The sequence below is a fragment of the Nocardioides sp. SYSU D00065 genome (assembly GCF_017916425.1).
GTDB lineage: Bacteria > Actinomycetota > Actinomycetes > Propionibacteriales > Nocardioidaceae > Nocardioides.
Genome location: NZ_JAFMSX010000001.1, coordinates 1,409,676 through 1,427,069, shown reverse-complemented (window position 1 = coordinate 1,427,069; position 17,394 = coordinate 1,409,676). Strand labels below are relative to the sequence as shown.

The window sequence follows — 17,394 nt, the reverse complement described above, 5'->3', positions numbered from 1 at the left end:
CGACTCAGCGGGCGAGGTCGGCCGCGGCCAGCCGGCGTACGCCCTCGCGGATGACGTCCGGCTGCTTGCAGAAGGCCCACCGCACGAGCTGGTGACCTGCGTCGGCGTCGTCGTAGAACCCCTGCGTGGGGATGGCGACGACCCCGGCGCGCTCGGGCAGCGCCAGGCAGAGCTCGCGACCGTCGGCCCACCCGAGGTGGGTGACGTCGGTGGTGACGAAGTAGGTGCCCTCCGGCACGCGGGGCGTCAGCCCGGCCGCGGCCAGCCCGGCGCACAGCAGGTCGCGGCGCTGCTGTAGGTCCCGCGCCAGCGCCCGCGGCCAGTCCGGCTCGTGGTCGAGCGCGTGCGCGACCGCCGGCTGCAGCGGTGCTCCGGAGGTGAACGTCAGCCACTGCTTGGCGGCCAGCACCGCCTGGACGAGCGGCGCCGGCCCGGTGGCCCAGCCGACCTTCCAGCCGGTGAAGGAGTACGACTTGCCTGCGCTGGAGAGCGTCAGCGTGCGCTCCCACATGCCGGGCAGCGTCGCGATCGGCACGTGGCCCTCGGCCGAGCGGGCGTCGTCGAAGACGAGGTGCTCGTAGACCTCGTCGGTCACCACGACGACGTCGTGCTCGATGGCCAGGTCCGCCACGACCTGGAGCTCCTCGCGCGTGAGCACCGTGCCGGTGGGGTTGTGCGGGGTGTTGAGCAGGATCGCCTTGGTCCGGTCGGTCACCGCCGCCCGCAGCTCGTCGAGGTCGGGCCGGAAGTCCGGCGACCGCAGCGTCACCGGGCGCCGCCTGGCACCACACATGTCCAGCATCGCGACGTAGGAGTCGTAGTAGGGCTCGAGCACGACCACCTCGTCCCCGGGGTCGACGAGGCCGAGAAGGGCGGCGGCGATGGCCTCGGTGCACCCGGTGGTCACCACGACCTCGCGGTCGGGGTCCGGGTCGAGGCCGTAGTGGCGTTGCTGGTGGCGCGCGATCGCGGAGCGGAGGGCCGGCACCCCGATGCCGGGGGCGTACTGGTTGGCGCCCGCCTCGAGCGCCGCCTGGGCGGCCGCGACGACCGACGGCGGGCCGTCGACGTCGGGGAACCCCTGCCCCAGGTTGAGCGCGCCGGTGCGCAGCGCGAGCGCCGACATCTCGCTGAAGACGGTCGGCGGGAGGTGGGCCAGGCGGGCGGACAGCGGCATGCCCGCCAGGCTAGTGCGGCAGACTGCGGGCATGGCCGAGCCGACCGTCCGCACCCGCTGGCTGGGCCGGGTGGGGGCCCTGATGGTGGTGGCCGGGCTCGTGCTCGGGGGCTACGTGGTGTGGCAGGTGTGGGGCACCAACGTCGTCGCCCAGCGCACCCATCGCGCTCTGGTGGACGAGGTCGAGCAGGCGTGGGTGCAGGCGGACGGCTCGAGGGTCGAGCAGGCCGTGGACACCGACCACGGCCGGGTCTCGGCGGTCGTGCGGATCCCGCGCTTCGGCGAGGACTACGCGGTCCCGCTGCTCGAGGGCACCTCGGACGCCGTGCTGGCGGCAGGCTTCGGCCGCTTCACCGATGGGGCGCGGCCGGGCGGTCGCGGCAACTTCGCCCTGGCGGCGCACCGGGTGACCCACGGCGAGCCGCTGCGCGCGATGCCGGAGCTGCAGCCGGGGGACGAGGTCGTCGTCGAGACCGCGCGCTGGACCTACACCTACGTCCTGGACACCGGAGGCGACGACCTGACGGTGCCCTTCACCGCCGGCTGGGTGCTCGACGAGCTGCCGGAGAACCCCGACGGCGGCGTGCAGCCCGAACAGCGCCCCGGTCAGCGGCTGCTGACCCTCACGACGTGCTCGGAGCTGTTCCACACCGACGACCGGCTGGTGGCGTTCGGGCGCCTGTCCTCGCGCGAGCCGCGCACACGCTGACGCACGCCCGTCGGGGCCGTCGCTAGGCTGCGGTCGTGGTTGACGAGACGCTCGCACGCGACATCGACGCGGCCTGCCGCCTGACCGGGGAGTTCGTCCTGCGGTCCGGCCAGGTCGCCGACACCTACTTCGACAAGTACCTCTTCGAGTCCCAGCCGGCGCTGCTCGACCGCGTCGCGACCCGGATGCTCGACCTGCTGCCGGAGGACGCCGAGCTGCTCGGGGGCCTCGAGCTGGGCGGTGTCCCGATCGCCACGATGGTCTCGGCGAAGACCGGCCTGCCGGCGCTGTTCGTGCGCAAGCAGGCCAAGGAGTACGGCACCTGCAAGCTCGCCGAGGGCCCGGACGTCGCGGGTCGGCGCGTCACGCTGATCGAGGACGTGGTGACCACCGGCGGCGCCGTGCGGGACGCCACCCGCGCGCTGCGCGAGGCGGGCGCGATCGTGGAGGTCGTGGTCTGCGCGATCGACCGCTCGCCCGTGGGGGAGAACCCCCTGGCCGACGTCGCCCTCGACGTCCGCTCCGTCCTCACTCGGGCGGACCTGGACGCCGTACGCGCCGCCGGCTGAGTCCGCGGGCCGGTCATCTAGGGTCTCTGCGTGCTCTTCCGCGTCTTCGCCGCCCAGCCCGGTGCCGAGCTCGATGGCGTAGCGGGGTGGGCCGTCGACGTGATGGAGCGCCTCGGGCCCGTCGGTGCCGCCCTCGTCATCGCGCTGGAGAACCTGTTCCCGCCGCTGCCGAGCGAGGTGATCCTGCCGCTCGCCGGCTTCACCGCGAGCCGGGGCTCGTTCAGCCTGGCCGAGGCGCTGCTCTGGACGACCGTCGGCTCGGTCGTGGGCGCGTTCGCCCTCTACCAGCTCGGGGCGCTCTTCGGCCGCGACCGGATGTACTGGATCTGGGACCGGCTGCCGCTCACCAAGACCTCGGACCTCGAGCGGACCGAGGAGTGGTTCGCCAAGCACGGTCGCAAGGCCGTCTTCTTCGGGCGGATGATCCCGATCTTCCGCAGCCTGATCTCCCTGCCCGCCGGGATCGAGCGGATGCCGATGCTGCAGTTCCTCGGCCTGACGCTCGCCGGCAGCGCCATCTGGAACACCATCTTCGTGCTCGCCGGCTACCACCTCGGCGAGCAGTGGCACCTGGTCGAGACCTATGCCGGCACGTTCCAGAAGATCGTCATCGTCACCGTCGTGCTGGCGGTGGCGTGGTGGGTGCTGCTGCGCATCAGGTCGATGCGCAGCCGACCCGGCCCGCCGACCCGCTGAGCCCGTCGTGCCGGCCGAGGAGCAGGAGGAGCGGGCGCCGTACGACCCGATGCCGCACGGGCCGGCGGAGGTGGGGGTGGGTCCGTGGAAGGGCCCGTGGCCCGAGGGCGACCAGTGGGACCCCGAGCTGCTGCGCGGGGGCGATCGCCGCAACGTCGTCGACCGCTACCGCTACTGGACGCTGGAGGCGATCGTCGCCGACCTCGACACCCGCCGGCACGACTTCCACGTCGCCATCGAGAACTGGCAGCACGACTTCAACATCGGCACGATCGTGCGGACCGCCAACGCGTTCCTCGCCGCGGAGGTCCACATCGTCGGCAACCGTCGCTGGAACCGACGCGGCGCGATGGTGACCGACCGCTACCAGCACGTGCGCCACCACCGCGACGCGGCGGCGCTGGCGGCGTACCTGCACGCGATCCCTGCGGAGTCCGGCGGCCCCGTGCGGCTGCTGGGCATCGACAACCTGCCCGGCTCGCTGCACCTGGAGACGATGGAGCTGCCGCGCCGGGTGTGCTTCCTGTTCGGCCAGGAGGGCCCCGGGCTCTCCGAGAGTGCCCGCGAGGTCTGCGACGGCACCTTCTCGATCGCCCAGTTCGGCTCGACCCGCTCGATCAACGCCAGCTCGGCCGCGGCGATCGCCATGCACACCTGGGTCCGGACGTACGCCGACCTCGGCGGCGACGACGCCTGGCGCGGCTAGCGGCGCGTCTGCGTGTAGCAGACCAGCGTCCGCTCGCCCGCCTTCCAGGCGAGCTTCGACGGCCAGCCGAAGCGGTAGGTCAGGCCGGTCGTCGCCGAGCGGCACCGCTCCGTGCCGAGGCGCTGCCAGGCGCGCTGGCTCGGGTAGCGCGGGGCGCGGACCGCGACCGCGCCGGTGGCCCGGTGCGTGTGCTCCGCGGAGCACACCGTGACGTGGAAGTCACGTCCGGCCAGGCAGCGCGACACCGACCGGGCGAACGGGTACGTCCCGACCTCGAACCGGCGGGGCAGCGGCTGGAGGTCCGTGGCGGCGCCCAGCACGAGGTCGCACCGCAGCCACCGGGCGCCGGCGAGCCGCTGCTCCGGGGTCGGGACGAAGTAGCCGACGTCGTACGCCGTCAGCCGCATCCGGGTCTGCGAGGTGCCGAGTGCGGTGGCCTGGGCCTCCAGGCAGGTCCGGAGGGCGAACCTCGGCAGCCGCCGGCTGTCGTGGTCGAGCCGGTCCGGCAGCGCCGCGACGGCGATGACGGTCGAGGTGTGCTCGGACGAGCAGGCCACCGGCTCGTCGGTGTAGGACGCGGCGGCGAGCTCTGCGGCGCTCAGGTCGAAACAGGCGCCGACGGCCGGGGCGCCCAGCAGGGGGTCCGCGGACGCGGTGGCCGCCCCGGCGCCGGCGCTCGTGGGAGCGGTCGCCAGCAGGCCCGCCAGGACGGCCAGGACGGCGCAGCGCGCCAGTCGTCGTGTCATGGTCGCCAACCTAGGCCCGAGGCTCGACGAGGGCGAGCCCGTCCCGGACCCACCCGTAGCCACTAGGGTGGCAACGTCTGTCGGACCGCTGCAGAGGAGATCTCCCGATGCCCATCGCCACCCCCGAGGTGTACGCCCAGATGCTGGACGCCGCGAAGGAGAAGTCCTTCGCCTACCCGGCCATCAACGTGTCGTCCTCCCAGACCCTCAACGCGGCGCTGAAGGGCTTCGCCGATGCCGGCTCCGACGGCATCATCCAGATCTCCACCGGCGGCGCGGAGTACCTCTCCGGGCCGAGCGTCAAGGACATGGTCACCGGCTCGGTCGCCTTCGCGGCGTACGCCGCCGAGGTCGCGAAGAACTACCCGGTCAACATCGCGCTGCACACCGACCACTGCCCCCAGGACAAGCTCGACGGCTTCGTGCGCCCGCTGCTCGACATCTCCGCCGAGCGCGTCTCGCGGGGTGAGGCGCCGCTGTTCCAGTCGCACATGTGGGACGGCTCCGCGGTGCCGCTGGAGGAGAACCTGCAGATCGCCGAGGAGCTGCTCGCCAAGTGCGCGGCGGCCCAGATCATCCTCGAGATCGAGGTGGGTGTCGTCGGCGGCGAGGAGGACGGTGTCGCCAACGAGATCAACGACCAGCTCTACACGACCCCCGAGGACGCGATCGCCACGGTCAAGGCCCTCGGCGCCGGCGAGCGCGGGCGCTACATGACCGCCCTCACCTTCGGCAACGTGCACGGCGTCTACAAGCCGGGAAACGTCAAGCTGCGCCCCGAGATCCTCAAGACCGCGCAGGAGGCCGCCGCGTCCGAGCTCGGCCTCGGCGCCGACGCGCGTCCCTTCGACCTCGTCTTCCACGGCGGCTCGGGCTCGACCGCCCAGGAGATCAGCGACGCGGTCGACTTCGGCGTGGTGAAGATGAACGTCGACACCGACACCCAGTACGCCTTCACGCGCCCGGTCGCGGCCCACATGTTCGCCAACTACGACGGCGTGCTGAAGGTCGACGGCGAGGTCGGCAACAAGAAGCTCTACGACCCGCGGGCGTGGGGCAAGGCGGCCGAGGCCGGGATGGCCGCTCGCATCGTCGAGGCGTGCCAGAACCTCCGCTCCGCCGGTACGTCGCTGGCGGGCTGAGCTCGCCGGCTCGGCTCGCCCGCCGCTGGGCGGTGTGTGAGCCACATCCTGGAGGCTCGGGTTGTGGCTGGGGCACCGCTGGTGCGGGGGTCGTGCGTCGTACGCCGTGGGGCGGTGTGTGAGCCACATCCTGGAGCCTCGGGTTGTGGCTGGGGCACCGCTGGTGCGGGGGTCGTGCGTCGCTGGCCGCTGGGCGGTGTGTGAGCCACATCCTGGAGGCTCCGGTTGTGGCTGGGCCACCGCTGGCCCGGGGGTCGTGCCCCGCTGACCGTGGGGGCGGTGTGTGAGCCACATTCTGGAGCCTCGGGGTGTGGCTGGGCCACCGCTGGTGCGGGCGTCGTGCGCCGTACGCCGTGGGGCGGTGTGTGAGCCACATCCTGAACCCCCCGGATGTGGCTGAGCCACCGCTGGTGCGGGGGTCGTGCGCCGTACGCCGTGGGGCGGTGTGTGAGCCACATTGTGGAGCCTCGGGATGTGGCTGGGCCACCGCTGGCCCGGGCATCGCCAGTCCCGACCCGAACGCCTCGAGCGGTGCGTGACCCACCCCTCCCACAGGGAAGATGTGGCTCACGCACCGCTCGTTCGGCCCCAAAAGGAAGGGCCGTACGCGCTCAGCGCGACGTCGCGCCGCCCGGCAGGTCGCCGTCGGCCTCGTGGTGCGGGGCGCGCGCGTCGGTCGCGTCCTCCGCGTCGTGCGCGGCGAGGTCCTTCTGCACCCGCGGGTCGTCCGCGTCGGCGAAGTAGTCGAACGGGATCGTCTCGTCCTGGCCGTTGGAGACCTTCATGGCCTGCATGATCGCGGTCACCACGACGGCGACGACGACGTTGAGCACGAACGCGGTCACCGCGATGTAGCCCATCTCGCCGATGCCCGGGATCAGGGCCGTCGAGCCGCCGAAGTGCTTGCCCGTCGCCGGGTTGACCACCTGGTAGGCCTCGATGGTGCCGTAGACCATGCCGACCGCCCAGCCCAGCAGCAGTCCGTAGCGGTGGAACCAGCGGGTGAAGAGGCTGAACACCACGGCGGGGAAGGTCTGCATGATCCAGATGCCGCCGAGCAGCTGGAAGTTGATCGCGTTCTGCTTGTCCAGCGTCAGCACGAACACCAGCGCGAACGCCTTGACCAGCAGCGACATCAGCTTGGAGACCTTCGCCTCCTGCGCCGGCGTCGCGTCCTTCTTGAGCCACTCCTTGTAGATGTTGCGGCTGAAGGTGTTGGCCGCGGCGATGGACATGATCGCGGCCGGCACGAGCGCGCCGATGGCGATGGCGGCGAACGCCACGCCCGCGAACCACGACGGGAACATGTCCTCGAACAGCTGGGGGATGACCAGCTGCGCGTTGGGCTCGCCGTCGAGGCCGATCGGCTGCGTGCCCGCCGCGATCGCGACCCAGCCGAGCAGGGCCAGCAGGCCGAGCACGAAGGAGTACGCCGGCAGGATCGAGGCGTTGCGGCGGATCGTGTTGCGCGAGTTCGACGACAGCGACGCGGTGACCGAGTGCGGGTACATGAACAGCGCCATCGCAGAGCCGAGCGCCAGGGTCGCGTACGCCCAGAAGGCGCCGGAGCCGGGCACGAACGAGGACGACTGCGGAAGTCCGGCCTCGGCGGCCGCGGCGTTGTTCGCGGCCATCTTGTCCTCGGCCGCGCCGAAGATCGCCTCCCACCCACCGACCTGCCCGGGCAGGTAGATGACGGCGACGATGATCACGATGTAGATGAGGATGTCCTTGACGAAGGCGATCACCGCCGGCGCGCGCAGGCCGCTGGAGTAGGTGTAGGCGGCGAGCACCGCGAAGGCGATGAACAGCGGCGCGTCCTTGGCGACGATGTTGTCGCCACCACCGAGCCCGGCCACCTCCAGCACCGCCTGGATGCCGACGAGCTGGAGCGCGATGTAGGGCATGGTCGCCACGAACCCGGTGATCGCCACGGCGAGCGACAGTCCGCGGTCGTCGTACCTGCCGCGGACGAAGTCGGCCGGGGTGACGTAGCCGTGGCGGTGGCTGACCGACCACAGCCGCGCCATGAAGACGAAGATGATCGGGTAGAGCACGATCGTGTAGGGCACGGCGAAGAAGCCGGCCACGGCGCCGGTGGCGAACATCGCGGCCGGCACGGCGACGAAGGTGTACGCCGTGTAGAGGTCGCCGCCGAGCAGGAACCACGTGATCCAGGTGCCGAACGTGCGTCCGCCGAGGCCCCACTCCTCGAGCGACTCCATCGACTCGGCGCGCTTGAACCGGGTCGCCATGAACCCGGCCACGGTGACGAGCAGGAACAGCACGATCAACACCGCGAGGGCGACGCCGTTGATCCCGTCGGTGTCGGCCGCCATCACGGTCAGCTGCGGGCTCAGGTGCGCGGTCATCGGTCCTCACCGGCCTTGTGCGTGGTCTTCCCACGCGCGGAGAGCGTGAGGCGGAAGGCGGTGTAGGTGAGGCTGGAGCAGATGAAGACCCAGACGAACTGGTACCAGAAGAAGAACGGGAAGCCCCACAGCTCGGGCTCGACGCGGGCGTACGACGGCACCCACAGGAGGGCGACGACGGGGATGGCCAACAGGACGGCGGCGAGCGCCATCTTGCGCTTGTCGGTGGGTGGCACCTCGGGTCCGGGGCGCGGCGGAGGAGTGTGACCGAGACTCATGCGCGCGACCTTACTCGTGCAGTGACGACCGTCACGGCATGCGTGCGGCCCACGCCGCGACCAGCGGTCGGGCCGGCGCGCCGAACGGTCAGCCGGCGAGGTGGCCGGGCCGCGGGTCGTGGCGCTGACGCTACGTCGGGTGTACCCCGGGAGTGCGGGCGGAATCCTTTCAGGACCGCCAGCTGGCGAACACGGCGGCGAGCAGCCCGGCGCAGGCCAGCGTCACGAGCAGGATGACCGCCCACTGCCGGGCGCGCCGCACGCCGAACAGCTGCACGCCGAGCAGCAGCACGACGCCGACGACGCCCGCACCGATGCAGGCGCCCTTGAGCCCCTCGGACGCCGACTCCGACATGAGGCCCGCGATGATCGCGACGACCGCCGCGAGGGCGGCGACGCGCAGCATGATGACGCGTCCGATGTCCTCACCGACGTAGGCGGCGAGGTCGCGGGCGTCCGCGTCGTCCGGGATCTGCTGCGGGTCGGTGTGGTCACGCCCCATGTCGCCAGTGTGGCAGGTCCAGGACCGGCCGGGTCAGAGCAGCGCGTCCGCGGCGCTCGGGCTGGAGTCGCGCAGGAACGTCGAGCAGCGCTCCCACTCCTCGGTCTCGCCGATCGCCCGGGCGGCGAGGGCCAGCAGGGCGAGCGAGCGCAGGAAGCCACGGTTGGGCTCGTGCTCCCACGGCACGGGCCCGTGGCCCTTCCAGCCGTTGCGGCGCAGCATGTCCAGCGAGCGGTGGTAGCCGACGCGGGCGTAGGCGTAGACCGTGACGTCGTCGGCCCCGGCCTCCTGCGCCTGCTGCGCCAGCGCCGCCCACGCGGCCGGCGACGCCGGGTGACGGCGTACGACGGCAGCCGGGGCGTCGCCGCCGGCGAGCTCGGCGTCGGCAGGGTCGGCGGGCAGGTGGGTGGGCGGGGGGCCGGCCATCAGGTCGCGGCCGAAGGCGGAGGTCATGGGACGACCCTAAGTCCGGGTCCGACAGACTTCCGCCATGGGTGAGACGTTCACGACCGAGATCCAGGCGCGCTACCGCGACATCAACCTCGCCGGCCACGTGGACAACGTCGAGGCGGTCCGCGTGCTCGACGAGGCCCGCTACGAGTTCCTGCGCTTCGCCCGGCTGCCGTGGCTGCCGGCCGGGGCGAGCGGGCTGCTCCACGCCGCGGACGAGGGTGTGTCCGAGCTGGTCGCCTCGCAGGCCATCGAGTACCACGCCGAGATGCGGTTCGTGCCCTACCAGCCGTTCCTGGCCACCTTGTGGGTCAGCCGGATCGGCGGCTCGTCCTTCACGGTGGCCGCCGAGATCCGGGTCGAGGACGGCGGCGCCCCGGCGGTCGTGTGGGAGTGCGTCAACGTCCTGTGGGACCACCGCGCCCAGACGGCCTGGCGGCTCAGTGACGCCGTGCGCGCCGACCTCGAGCGCTACCTCGGGGACCCGGTGGCGCTGCGGCGCTGAGCCTGGGCGTCAGGCGCCGAGCAGCTCGCGCACCTTGGCCGGCCCGAGGGCCAGCACGAGCGTGGGCAGGCGCGGGCCGCGGTCGGCGGAGACCAGCAGGTTGTAGAGGAGGCGGAAGAACTCCTTCTGGTCCGCCTTCACCTCGTCGGTCGGCGCGTCGTCGAAGCCGAGGCCCCGCGCCACCTTGGGCACGCCGTAGACGACGCCGGTGACCGCGTCGAGGTCCGCCTCCTCGGGCAGGCGGTCCAGGAAGATCCGCAGCCACCGCGCCTCGTCCTCGGTGAGGGAGGCCAGACGCTCGGTGTCCGGGGTCTCCCGGACCGTGGTGCGCTGGTCGGCGGGCAGCGAGGCCGTCCAGGCGGTGGCCCGTGCCAGGCGCGGCTGCAGGTCCTCGACGCTGTCGTGCGCGAAGCCGAGGTCGGAGATCACCGAGCTGATGAGCTCGGTGGAGCCGGCCGTCACGTCGGCGACCGAGGAGAGCGTGCGGAACGGTACGACCACCGGGGAGGTCGGCAGGGGGCCGGCGGCGACGCTGGAGGCGCGCTCCCAGGCCAGCACCGCGGCGTCGCGCTTCGCCGGGTCGGCGGCCTTGCGGCCCAGCGCGTCCCACTCGTCGTAGAGCCGCACGACCTCGGGGCCGAAGTCGACCGTGAAGGTCTGCTTGGGAGCCCGCCGGACGTAGAGCCAGCGCAGGATCGGCGCCTCCAGCACCTCGAGCGCGTCGCTCGCGGTGGGGACGCCCCCGGCGGAGGACGACATCTTCTGCACGCCGGCGAAGCCGACGAAGCCGTAGCCGAACCAGGCCGGCCGCGGCATGTCGAAGAACCGCTCGACCAGCTCGTGGCCCACGGTGAAGGACGAGCCGGGGGTGGCGTGGTCGGCGCCGGCCGCCTCGAAGTCCACGTGGTAGTGCGCCCAGCGCATCGGCCAGTCGACCTTCCACACGAGCTTGCCCTCGTCCTGGGTGGCGAGGTTGGTGACGAAGGAGCCGCCGCACTCGCAGGTGTAGGCCAGGTCCGTGGTCTCGTCGTCGTACGACGTGATGGTGACGGTGTCGCGTCCGCAGTCGCGGCAGTAGGGCTTGAACGGGAAGCGAGCCAGCTCGGTGGCGCCGGTGTCGTCGTCAGCGGCGACCGAGTCGGCCAGCGCGGCGGCCTCCTGCGACTCCAGCTCGCTGCCGGCCTCGGCGGCGGGGGCCGCCGGCTTCTTGGTGCGGTAGCGGGCGAGCACTGCGTCGATCTCGTGCCGCGCCCGTACGGCGACGAGCACGTCGTCGCGGTACGTGCCGCTGCGGTAGAGCTCGGTCTGGGAGATCTCCTCCATCTCCACGCCGAGGTCGGCCAGGGCCTGCTGCAGCGGGGCCTTGAAGTGGCTCGACCAGGAGTCGTGGCAGGCCCACGGGTCCGGCACCGCGGTGAGCGGGCGACCGATGTGCTCCGCCCACTCGGCCGGCACCCCGGCGGGCACCTTGCGGAAGCGGTCGTAGTCGTCCCACACGTGCAGGTGGCGCACCGCCACGCCACGGCGACGCAGCTCGTCGGCGACGAAGTGGGTGGTGAGGAACTCGCGCAGGTTGCCCAGGTGGACCGGTCCGGAGGGGGAGGCGCCCGAGGAGACGGTCACCGGCTTGCCCTCGCCGGCGTGGCGTACGGCATCGTCCGCCGCCCGCGTCACCCAGTCGACGGGATCGCCCTGCTGTCCACCTCTGGCCATGCCCGCAGGCTATCGGTGACCGGGGGAGCGCCGGAGCCGTCCCCCGCAGCGACTCCGACGCCATGCCCCCGAGGGAGCAGGGTCCGCCGTGCACCCCCGTACGCGGCGGGACCCGGGCCAGTATGAAGTGGCCGCTCGCTGCCACACGGGTCAGAAGTGCCGCTGGCACTAAACTGCCACGGTGCCCGGTGACCACGCCTCCGTCCTGGCGGCGCTCGGCCTGCGCCGCGACAGCGAGCAGCTCTACTTCCGTCTGGTGCCCGTCTCGGGCCACACCGTCGTGGGGGTCGCGCGGCTCGTGCAGGAGCGCCCCGACCGGCTGCTGCGACTGCTGACCCCCCTGCTGGAGCGCGGACTGGTCGTGCTGGACGACGAGCGGGTGCTCGTGCCGCCCCTGGCCGACGTCGTGTCCGAGCTCGTGCTCCGCGAGTCGCGCCAGGCGGCGACGGCGGCGGCCAGGCTGGGCGAGCTGGCCAGCGCGGTGCCGCACCTGGTCGCGGCCGGCACGCGGCCGCACGAGCGGGACCTGAGCGAGGTCCACCCCCTCGACGGCGAGCTGAGCTCCGGTGGCGACCCGCTCGAGCTGCTGCAGCTCATGCTGCGCAGCAGTCGCGGCGACATGCTGTGGCTGAGGCCGGACGCCTGGGCCATGGCGCGCGAGTCGCGGGTCAGTGAGCTGCTGGCCGAGGCGATGGCGACCGGGCGCCGCTCCCGGGCCATCTACCCGGTGCGCGCCCTGGCCGAGGCGCCCGACGCGCTGCGCACCCGCGCCCACCTCGGCGAGCAGGTGCGCGTGATGTCGGAGGTGCCGACGCGGATGTTCATCTTCGGCGACGCCCACGCCGTGCTGCCGGAGCCGCTGGGCTTCGCCGACGAGCCGCGCGTCCACGTGCGCCAGCGCTCCATCGTCGCCGCGCTCTCGATGTGGTTCGAGGTGCTCTGGTCCCGCGCCGCGCCGGTGCCCGAGCTCGAGTCGGGGGGACAGCCCGACGAGCGGCGCTTCCTGCTCGAGCAGCTGATGGCCGGAGTCACCGACGAGGTGATCGCGCGCAAGCTGGGCATCGGCCTGCGCACCGTGCGCCGCCGCATCGCGGCCCTGATGTCGGACCTCGGCGTGGACACGCGGTTCCAGGCCGGGGTGGAGGCGGCGCGACGTGGCTGGCTGTGACGCCGCTACGGCCGGCTGCGACTGCGATCCGCGGCCCGGGTCAGGGCAGGATCATCGAGTACGCCGCCGACTCCAGGCGCCAGTTGCGGCTGCGCTCGGGACCCGAGACCTCGCCGTCGGCCGAGAGCCAGAACTCGTCGCCGCTCACCTTCACCGAGCGGCCCTGCAGGGTCAGGACGTCGTCGCGCTCGTCGTGCTCGCCGCGACGCAGCCCGGCGACGTACCCGATCTTGGCGGTGGGCGCCACGGCCCGGCTGATCATCACGTCGAGCAGGCCGTCCTGGGTGTCGGCCTCGGGATTGATCTCGGTGCCGCCGCCGACCCTGCTGCCGTTGCCGATGGCCACCATCAGCACGGGCCGGTCGACGTCGTTGACGACGACGTCGTCCACCTCGACGCGCAGCCGCCAGCTCGGCGGGTGGAACGCCGACAGCAGGGCCCCGATGGGATAGCCGAGCTTGCCCAGGTTCACGTCGCCGACGCCGACGGCGCCGAGCCGGGTCTTCCAGCGCGCACCCTTCCGGCTGGCCTGCGCGCCGACGCCCACGTGGACGTTGTTGACGACCACGTTGCCGGTCTCGTCCACGATCAGGTCGACGGGGCGGGGCCGTCCGGAGAGGACGAGCCGGGCGGCGTCCTCGATGTCCAGGGGGATGTCGTTGCCGCGCGCGAAGTCGTTGCCGGTGCCCATGGGCAGCAGGCCCAGGGTCGCCTCGGCCAGCTCGTGGCGCTTGTGGAGGGCGGTGACGACCGCGTGCAGGCTCCCGTCGCCGCCGGCGACCACGATCGTGCGCCCGCCGGCACGGTGCAGGACGCCGTCGAGCTCACCGGGGTTGGTGGTCCGGGCGACCTCGACCGACGCCTTCTCCCGCAGCACGGTGAGCGCCAGGTTGAGCCGGACCTCGTCGGAGGTGCCGGCCCCGGCGTTGGTGATCACGAGGAGCGAGCGCACGGCCGGGACACTAGCCCACCACCCTGCGGCCCGGTCCCACCCGCAGGAGGCTCGGGCCCGTCGTCGGCCGGGTGCGGTAGCGTGGCGCCGCAAGAGCCCCGGTGCCTTGTGCCGGGGCTGTGTCGTTTCCCGATGCCATGACTATGCCGTGACTAGGAGGGCTGAGATGCCCGCGATCGTCGTGCTCGGCGCCCAGTGGGGCGACGAGGGCAAGGGCAAGGCCACCGACCTGCTCGCCACCACGGACCCCATCGACTTCGTGGTCCGCACCAGCGGTGGCCACAACGCCGGCCACACCATCGTCGTCAACGGCGAGAAGTACGCCACCCACCTGCTGCCCAGCGGCATCCTCACGCCCGGCGCCACCTCCGTGATCGCCGGCGGCGTGGTGGTCTCGCCGGAGGCGCTGTTCCATGAGCTCGACGGGCTCATCGCGCGCGGCGTCGAGGTGGCCGACCTCAAGGTCAGCGCCAACGCGCACGTGATCGCCAGCTATCACGCGACGATCGACAAGGTCACCGAGCGCTTCCTCGGCAAGAACCAGATCGGCACCACGGGACGCGGCATCGGCCCGGCCTACGCCGACAAGGTCAACCGCGTCGGCGTACGCATCGCCGACCTGTTCGACGAGGGCATCCTGCGCCAGAAGGTCGAGGCGGCCCTCGACGTGCGCAACCATCTGCTCACCAAGGTCTACAACCGCCGCGCGATCGAGGTCGACGCGGTGGTCGAGGAGCTGCTGTCCTACGCCGAGCGGCTGCGCCCGATGGTGTGCGACACCTCGCTGCTGCTCAACCAGGCGCTCGACGCCGGCCGGACCGTGCTGTTCGAGGGCGCGCAGGCCACCATGCTCGACGTCGACCACGGCACCTACCCGTTCGTCACGAGCAGCAACCCGGTCGCCGGCGGCGTCTGCGTCGGCGCGGGCATCGGCCCCACCCGCATCGACCGGGTCGTCGGCGTGATCAAGGCCTACACCACCCGCGTCGGTGCCGGACCCTTCCCGACCGAGCTCTTCGACGACGACGGCGCCCGGCTGCAGCAGCTCGGCGGCGAGATCGGCGTCTCCACCGGCCGCACGCGGCGCTGCGGGTGGTACGACGCCGTCGTCGCGCGCTACGCCAGCCGCGTCAACGGCCTCACCGAGCTCTTCCTCACCAAGCTCGACATCCTGGGGGCATGGGAGCGGATCCCGGTCTGCGTGGCCTACGAGGTCGACGGCCAGCGGGTCGAGGAGATGCCGATGACCCAGACGGAGTTCCACCACGCCACCCCCGTCTACGAGTACTTCGACGGCTGGATGAGCGACATCTCCGGCTGCCGCACCTTCGACGAGCTGCCGGCCAACGCGCAGGCCTACGTCCGGGCGCTCGAGGAGATGTCCGGTGCGCCGATCTGGGGCGTCGGCGTCGGCCCCGGCCGCGAGCAGACCCTGGTCGTCCACCCCTGACCGAGGCGGGCCGGCCTCACTCGCTCGAGACCAGCGCCGCGCTCTCGCCCTCGCAGCCGTCGGTGGTGCAGGGGACCTCGCCCCAAGCCTGCGGCTCCTGCACGGCGTCGCCGTCGGAGAGGTACACCTCGACCTGCGCGGTGCCCGCCTCGTCGTCGTAGGAGTGCAGGCGCAGCACGTCCTCGTCGCCGTCACCGTCGACGTCGGCCGCGCCCACGTCGAGGTAGGGGAAGTCGGGACCGCCGCTCGTCGGGGCGACCAGTTCCTCAGGCGTGCCGAAGCTGCCGTTGGTGAAGCGCTGCACCGCCAGGGTCGCGCCGTACTCGTCCTCGCCCCACCGGTCGGTGATGAGGTGCACGAGCTCGTCGGCCCCGTCGCCGTCGATGTCGGCGGCGGTGTAGTCGGCCACGCCGTAGCGCGCGTCGTCGAGACGCGCGGTGGGCGTCTTGCGGAAGCGGTCGCCGGTGCTGAGCAGCACCCGGAACCGTACCCCGACCTCGTCGCCGCCGTTGACCACGCGCGCTGCGAGGTCGTCACGGCCGTCTCCGTCGAAGTCGCCGATCGCGAAGAGGTCGTCCTCGTTGGCACGGCCGCCGCGCGCGGCGTACTCGACCGGCTCGTCGAACCCGGCGCCGTTGCTGCGGGCCACGGCGACGACCATGAACCTCTCGCCGCGGTTGCGGGTCATCAGCAGGTCGTCGCGGCCGTCGCCGTCGAAGTCGCCGACGCCGTAGAAGCCGTAGTCGGTGCGCCAGCGGAAGGTCTGCCGCGCGAGCTCTTCGACGCCGTCGCCGGTGCCGCGCCAGAGCGTCACGGCGACCTCGGTGTCGTCGTCGGACTCGACGACCTCGACCAGGTCGAGCCGGCCGTCCCCGTCGACGTCGCCCGCCTTCGGGCGCTCCATGGTGCCGGCGTCCTCCTCGGCCTCGGACAGGGCGGACCCGTCCGAGGCGAGGAGCGCGACGGGCAGAGCCTCGACGCCGTCACGCCACACGGACCGGTGGACGCGGACGTCGCCGAGGCCGTCGCCGTCCCAGTCGCCGGCGACGGGCTCCTCGATCGCGGCGGGCGTCCGGTCGCCGCTGCCGGAGCCCCCCGCGCCCTCGCCGTCGTCGCCCGCGAGCGCCCGCACGCCGAGCGTGCCGCCGACCACAGCGACCAGTGCCACGGCAGCGGCTGCGACGACCACGCCCGTACGCCGTCCGCGCCCCGCGGCGTCACGGTCGCCCGTCGCGCCTGACGAGCCGGCGGCGGGGCCGGCCGGTGCCGAGGGGCTGCTGGACCCGCTGCCCGACCCGCTGCCGGTGTGGCTGGCGGGCGCGGAGCGGGCGAGCGCGAGCAGGTCGGTGCGCATGGCCCCGGCCGACGGGTAGCGCTCGGCGGGGTCCTTGGCCATCGCCCGGCGCAGCACGCGGTTGACCTCGGTGGTCGCCTCGTCGGTGCCGGGCAGCTGCGGCACCGGCTGGTTGACGTGGGCGACCGCCATCTCGACGTCCGAGCCGGCGTAGGGAGCGCGGCCGGCGACGCACGCGTGCAGCAGGCAGCCCAGGGCGTAGACGTCGCTGGCGGGCGTGGCCGGTGCGCCGTGGGCGCGCTCGGGCGCGAGATAGGCCCAGCTGCCGGCGACGCTGCCGGCGCGGGTCAGGCCCTCGCCCGCCTGGGCGCGCGCGATGCCGAAGTCGCCGAGGTAGACGAACGGCTCGGCGGCGTCGGGGTCGCGGACCAGGACGTTGGCCGGCTTGACGTCGCGGTGCACGATGCCGGCGTCGTGCGCGTCCTGGAGGGCCTCGGCGACCTGCGCGCAGATCGCCGCCGCCATCGGCGTCGGCACCGGTCCCCGCTGCTTGAGCTGGCTGCCGAGGTCGCCGCCGGCGACGTACTGCATCGCGAGGTACGGCGTCCCGTCGACGTCGCCGTGGTCGAAGATCGTGATGATGTGGGGCGAGTCGAGCCGCGCCAGCGTCTCGGCCTCGCGGTGGAAGCGGGCGAGGAGCTCCTCGTCGTCCGCGATCTGGTGGGACATCACCTTGAGGGCGACGCGCCGCTGGAGCTGGGTGTCGAGCGCGAGGTGCACCACGCCCATGCCGCCCGCGCCGAGCCGCTGCTCGACCTGGTAGCGACCGAAGCTGTCCCCCGGACCGATGACCCTGCTGTTCCCCACGCGCGCTCCTCCGACTCGTCGACTGACCGACAAGGCCTGCCCGCGACGGTGCCCCCGCAAACATCCCGTGACCTGGGACACCACGGGCTGAGCGTGTC

Annotated in this window: 17 protein-coding genes; 8 read left to right on the top strand and 9 right to left on the bottom strand. The window is 72.8% G+C overall.

Translation table 11 applies throughout. The features are described from left to right. Positions 1-4: 4 nt before the first annotated feature. Positions 5-1,177, bottom strand: coding sequence for a pyridoxal phosphate-dependent aminotransferase (locus tag J3P41_RS06800; RefSeq protein ID WP_210649430.1), 1,173 nt, complete (start codon positions 1,175-1,177; stop codon positions 5-7). A 31-nt stretch (positions 1,178-1,208) separates the two neighbouring features. On the opposite strand from J3P41_RS06800, the gene J3P41_RS06795 reads away from it, so the two are divergent. Genes J3P41_RS06795 through J3P41_RS06780 form a run of 4 tightly spaced genes read left to right on the top strand, consistent with a single transcriptional unit; the run spans position 1,209 to position 3,857 of the window. Continuing rightward, entirely contained in the window at positions 1,209-1,886 is a 678-nt protein-coding gene (locus J3P41_RS06795; protein WP_210649429.1) for a class E sortase, read from the top strand. 35 nt (positions 1,887-1,921) lie between these two features. Beyond that, positions 1,922-2,455: an orotate phosphoribosyltransferase gene (gene pyrE / locus J3P41_RS06790; protein WP_210649428.1), complete on the top strand. Its 534-nt coding sequence runs from the start codon at positions 1,922-1,924 to the stop codon at positions 2,453-2,455. A gap of 30 nt (positions 2,456-2,485) precedes the next feature. Beyond that, complete coding sequence (locus J3P41_RS06785; RefSeq protein WP_307861856.1) at positions 2,486-3,151, top strand: DedA family protein; 666 nt, start codon at positions 2,486-2,488, stop codon at positions 3,149-3,151. Between the two features lie 49 nt (positions 3,152-3,200). After that, complete coding sequence (locus J3P41_RS06780; RefSeq protein WP_210649786.1) at positions 3,201-3,857, top strand: TrmH family RNA methyltransferase; 657 nt, start codon at positions 3,201-3,203, stop codon at positions 3,855-3,857. On the opposite strand, the gene J3P41_RS06775 is transcribed toward J3P41_RS06780, so the two are convergent. Then, positions 3,854-4,603 carry a septum formation family protein gene (locus tag J3P41_RS06775; RefSeq protein ID WP_210649427.1) on the bottom strand — a complete coding sequence of 250 codons (750 nt, stop codon included), beginning with the start codon at positions 4,601-4,603 and terminating at the stop codon, positions 3,854-3,856. The two genes, J3P41_RS06780 and J3P41_RS06775, sit on opposite strands and share 4 nt — an antisense overlap. A gap of 107 nt (positions 4,604-4,710) precedes the next feature. Between J3P41_RS06775 and fbaA the strand changes: the two genes are divergently transcribed. Continuing rightward, positions 4,711-5,745 carry a class II fructose-bisphosphate aldolase gene (gene fbaA, locus J3P41_RS06770; RefSeq protein WP_210649426.1) on the top strand — a complete coding sequence of 345 codons (1,035 nt, stop codon included), beginning with the start codon at positions 4,711-4,713 and terminating at the stop codon, positions 5,743-5,745. 611 nt (positions 5,746-6,356) lie between these two features. On the opposite strand, the gene mctP is transcribed toward fbaA, so the two are convergent. The 4 genes from mctP to J3P41_RS06750 form a co-directional block, all read right to left on the bottom strand. Beyond that, the gene (mctP, locus tag J3P41_RS06765; RefSeq protein WP_246861474.1) at positions 6,357-8,117 is read right to left on the bottom strand and encodes a monocarboxylate uptake permease MctP; all 1,761 of its coding nucleotides are present in this window, start codon (positions 8,115-8,117) and stop codon (positions 6,357-6,359) included. Further along, on the bottom strand, positions 8,114-8,395 hold the full coding sequence (locus J3P41_RS06760) for a DUF3311 domain-containing protein (protein WP_246861473.1): 282 nt from the start codon (positions 8,393-8,395) through the stop codon (positions 8,114-8,116). The genes mctP and J3P41_RS06760 overlap by 4 nt, the downstream gene beginning before the upstream one ends. 169 nt (positions 8,396-8,564) lie before the next feature. Then, positions 8,565-8,897, bottom strand: coding sequence for a hypothetical protein (locus J3P41_RS06755; RefSeq protein WP_210649425.1), 333 nt, complete (start codon positions 8,895-8,897; stop codon positions 8,565-8,567). Positions 8,898-8,930: 33 nt separating this feature from the next. Then, positions 8,931-9,350 carry a DUF3151 domain-containing protein gene (locus J3P41_RS06750; RefSeq protein ID WP_210649424.1) on the bottom strand — a complete coding sequence of 140 codons (420 nt, stop codon included), beginning with the start codon at positions 9,348-9,350 and terminating at the stop codon, positions 8,931-8,933. Positions 9,351-9,387: 37 nt separating this feature from the next. Here J3P41_RS06750 and J3P41_RS06745 point away from each other — a divergent pair, with 37 nt between their 5' ends. Next, positions 9,388-9,852: a thioesterase family protein gene (locus J3P41_RS06745; RefSeq protein WP_210649423.1), complete on the top strand. Its 465-nt coding sequence runs from the start codon at positions 9,388-9,390 to the stop codon at positions 9,850-9,852. 9 nt (positions 9,853-9,861) lie between these two features. On the opposite strand, the gene lysS is transcribed toward J3P41_RS06745, so the two are convergent. After that, complete coding sequence (gene lysS, locus J3P41_RS06740) at positions 9,862-11,565, bottom strand: lysine--tRNA ligase (RefSeq protein WP_210649422.1); 1,704 nt, start codon at positions 11,563-11,565, stop codon at positions 9,862-9,864. A gap of 181 nt (positions 11,566-11,746) precedes the next feature. Between lysS and J3P41_RS06735 the strand changes: the two genes are divergently transcribed. Beyond that, a complete protein-coding gene (locus J3P41_RS06735) occupies positions 11,747-12,733 on the top strand; it encodes a DNA-binding response regulator (protein ID WP_210649421.1) in 987 nt (328 codons plus the stop codon). A 40-nt stretch (positions 12,734-12,773) separates the two neighbouring features. On the opposite strand, the gene J3P41_RS06730 is transcribed toward J3P41_RS06735, so the two are convergent. Then, a complete protein-coding gene (locus J3P41_RS06730; protein WP_307861855.1) occupies positions 12,774-13,685 on the bottom strand; it encodes a diacylglycerol kinase family protein in 912 nt (303 codons plus the stop codon). Between the two features lie 166 nt (positions 13,686-13,851). Here J3P41_RS06730 and J3P41_RS06725 point away from each other — a divergent pair, with 166 nt between their 5' ends. Further along, complete coding sequence (locus J3P41_RS06725; protein WP_210649420.1) at positions 13,852-15,135, top strand: adenylosuccinate synthase; 1,284 nt, start codon at positions 13,852-13,854, stop codon at positions 15,133-15,135. 16 nt (positions 15,136-15,151) lie between these two features. Here J3P41_RS06725 and J3P41_RS06720 read toward each other — a convergent pair whose 3' ends face one another. Further along, positions 15,152-17,296, bottom strand: coding sequence for a serine/threonine-protein kinase (locus J3P41_RS06720; protein WP_210649419.1), 2,145 nt, complete (start codon positions 17,294-17,296; stop codon positions 15,152-15,154). Positions 17,297-17,394: the final 98 nt, after the last annotated feature.